Raw genomic sequence first — 3,032 nt, forward strand, 5'->3', positions numbered from 1 at the left:
CTCATGCACAATCCGTTATCGATCTCGATGCTCCAGACCGTATTGGTCGACTGACCAGTAGCGTTCTCGACTTTGCAAGACCCCAACCCGAGCAAAGCGACGGTGTCGCACGCTCTGAGGTCGTCCCTCTTGATTCACCACGCCTGTCTCCGCCGCGGGCCCCATCGGGCCGCCCTGCGATCGAGACCATGATCCTTGATGTGGGGTCGGTCTACGCGGAGCACCCGGCCCTGCGCAGGGCCGGGATGTCCACTCGCGAGTGGCTCGCATTGTTTCGCGCCAACATCGCTATTGAAAGCGCATTTGATCCAGGCGCGCGGTCGCATGTCGGCGCAATCGGGCTTGGGCAGTTGATGCCGGACACTGCACGCGTGCTTGGCGTCGATCCGCATGATCCTGAGCAAAACCTGCATGGATCCGCCCGCTACTTGCTGACACAACTTGATCGTTTCGGCACGCCGCAACTTGCGCTCGCGGCCTATAACGCCGGCCCCGAAGCCGTGGCGCGCCATGGCGGGATTCCCCCCTACCGCGAAACCCAAGGCCATGTTCGCAAGGTCATGGCCGTCTATGCCCAATCCATCGGAGACCAGATATGAAACGCATCGACTATACCCGGGCGGCATTGGCCGCGTTGCTGATGTTGGCTGCGGCCCCGGCGCTCGCACAAGACCTTAGCCCGGTCTCTGACATGATCGACAACATCATCGACGCGGTGACGGGGCCGATCGGTCGTGGCCTCGGTGTGCTCGCTCTCGTGGGATCGGGTGTCATGATGTTTTTCGGGCGCCTCAACTGGCCGATCTTCGTCGCCGTGTTTGTAGGCGTGGTGCTGATCTTTTCGGCCGAGACCATCATCGACGGCTTTGCGGCTCCTTGATCTGACAGGCCGCAGAGACCTCCATGCGCGACACACCACTCTTTCTGGGGCTGACCAAGCCGCCACGGATATTCGGTCTCCCGATTGGATATTTCGTGGCGCTGGTCTTCGCATCCGTGATCCCTTTCATTCTGGTTGACGACATGCGGTTCCTGCTGGTGTTCCTCGCGGGCTACCCACCGCTTTGGCTGGTCGCAGACCGCAATCCACATCTGTTTCAGATTTTGAACGTGGTGATGTCGCGCACACCGCGAACGAGTGTGCGATCCGGTGATGGGGGCGATCTCTATGTCGCGTGAGTTTCGGGGGTTGATTGCCAGCAGCGCTGTTCGGGATGCACTTGGGGACAAGGTTTTGAAAGCCGAGCGTCTCGGGCGGCACCTACCTTACATTGCTGCGGTGCGAGACAATGTCATCCTGACGCGGCAGGGTGATCTGATGGCGTCGGTCACGCTTGGCGGGATCGACAGCTTCACCAGCGATGACACCCGGATCGATGAGATCAGTGAAGGCTTTGCCCGGATCGTCAGTCAGTTGGGCGAGCGCTTCGGTTTCCACATCAACAAGGTATCACGCCCGGACGTCGCGGACCTTGCTGCGCCTGACGGTATGCCCTTTGCAAATGCGGTAGACGCGGCGTGGCAGAGAAGCCTGCGCGCGCGTGACCTGAAAGCCCGCACCTTGATGCTGACAGTGTTGATGCGTCCGTCGATGCCGCAGGCATTCTCGAAGGTTCTGGGCGCCCTTGGCGGCGGCCGCGATTTCCAGAAAGACATCGATACGAGAATTGTTGCCCTGGAAGAGGCCATGACCCTGCTCATGGCGATGTATTCCGATGCAGGTGCAGCGCGCCTGACAGTCTCGAGCGGGGACTGGCTTGCAGTGTTGGCCGCGGTTCACGGACAGAGCTACGGCAAGATCATCGCGGCCCCCGGGCAACTGTTGGCTGACACGATGAGCAATTTCGACGTCAGCTTTCAAGGCAAAACCATGCGGCTGGAAAGCGGCGACAGCGCACGATACGGCGCGATTTTCGGGATAAAATCCTATCCCAGTCGCACCTGGCCAACCATGCTTGATGCGTTGGAACTGCCCTATGACATCACGATCACCAACTCTTTCACGCCGCGGCGCGCCAATGAGATGGTTGAGCGCATTCAACGCACCTTTCGTCAGCGGGGTGCCTCCGAAGATGCTGGTGTCAGCCTGACAGAGCAATTGATCGAAGCCGCCGACGCCGTGGCATCCGGCCGGTCGACCTTTGGGACACACCATGCATCCGTGCAGGTCTTCTGTGACAGCGCCGAGGAACTGGAACAGGCAGCTTCCGAGATCTGGCGGGCGGGGCAAGAGACCGGTGCCGTTCTGGTAAGGGAATCCTGGGCCGCAAAGGCGCTTTATTTTGCGCAAGCGCCCGGAAACTGGGCCTACCGGATCCGTGACGGGATCGTTTCGTCGCACAATTTCGCGGAACTGGCGGCGTTTCACAAGACACGGCCGGGTCGCGGACCCGAGGCCAGCCCATGGGGCAAGACGATCACGGCCTTCCCGACCGTGACCTCCAGCCTCTACCGGTTCAACTTTCACGAAGCCGGGCGCCGGACCGATGAGCCAAGCGTCGGGCACACGCTTGTTCTGGGCCGCACCGGGTCCGGCAAGACACTCGGCACGGCTTTTCTCATGGCGCAGGCCCGCAGAGTGGGTGCGCGGGTCATCGTTTTCGACAAGGATCAGGGGTTGGAGATGGCGATCCGCGCTTTGGGTGGCAGCTACAGCGAAATCAAGGTGGGCCAGCCCACCGGCTTTAACCCGATGACCACGGAGACCGATGCGCGGGGGGCCGCCTGGCTGACAGATTGGCTCGGCGACATTCTGGCCCGTCACCGTCCATTTGAGACGGTCCAGACCGCAGCACTGAACGAGGCGGTTCGTCAGATCGCCGCCGCGGAGCCAGGCCTCAGAACCTTCGACGGTTTGGCAAGTCTCGTGGCCTCTACCGATGATGATGGCGACCTGGTGTCCCGCGTACGGGAATGGACAGAAGTCGGCCGGTACGGTTGGCTTTTCTCAAGGCCCAGTGCCCAGTCGATTGCCATTGGCGAGGATGTCCTTGGTCTCGATATGACCGAACTTCTAGACCAGGACGCAGAAC

At 61.1% G+C, this 3,032-nt stretch carries 4 protein-coding genes; all 4 read left to right on the top strand.

Translation table 11 applies throughout. The features are described from left to right. The first annotated feature begins 50 nt into the window (after positions 1 to 50). Positions 51 to 599 (top strand): lytic transglycosylase domain-containing protein, encoded by a 549-nt coding sequence (locus tag KBT70_RS18400; protein ID WP_296637629.1) that lies wholly within the window; start codon positions 51 to 53, stop codon positions 597 to 599. Then, positions 596 to 880 (top strand): TrbC/VirB2 family protein, encoded by a 285-nt coding sequence (locus tag KBT70_RS18405; RefSeq protein ID WP_009819927.1) that lies wholly within the window; start codon positions 596 to 598, stop codon positions 878 to 880. The genes KBT70_RS18400 and KBT70_RS18405 overlap by 4 nt, the downstream gene beginning before the upstream one ends. A 23-nt stretch (positions 881 to 903) precedes the next feature. Beyond that, positions 904 to 1,179, top strand: a complete 276-nt coding sequence (locus KBT70_RS18410; RefSeq protein WP_009819926.1) for a VirB3 family type IV secretion system protein — start codon at positions 904 to 906, stop codon at positions 1,177 to 1,179. Next, a partial coding sequence (locus KBT70_RS18415; protein WP_296637625.1) for a type IV secretion system DNA-binding domain-containing protein occupies positions 1,169 to 3,032 on the top strand: 1,864 nt, incomplete at its 3' end. The genes KBT70_RS18410 and KBT70_RS18415, both read left to right, overlap by 11 nt.

Source organism: Roseovarius sp. (assembly GCF_018066915.1).
Classification (GTDB): domain Bacteria; phylum Pseudomonadota; class Alphaproteobacteria; order Rhodobacterales; family Rhodobacteraceae; genus Roseovarius.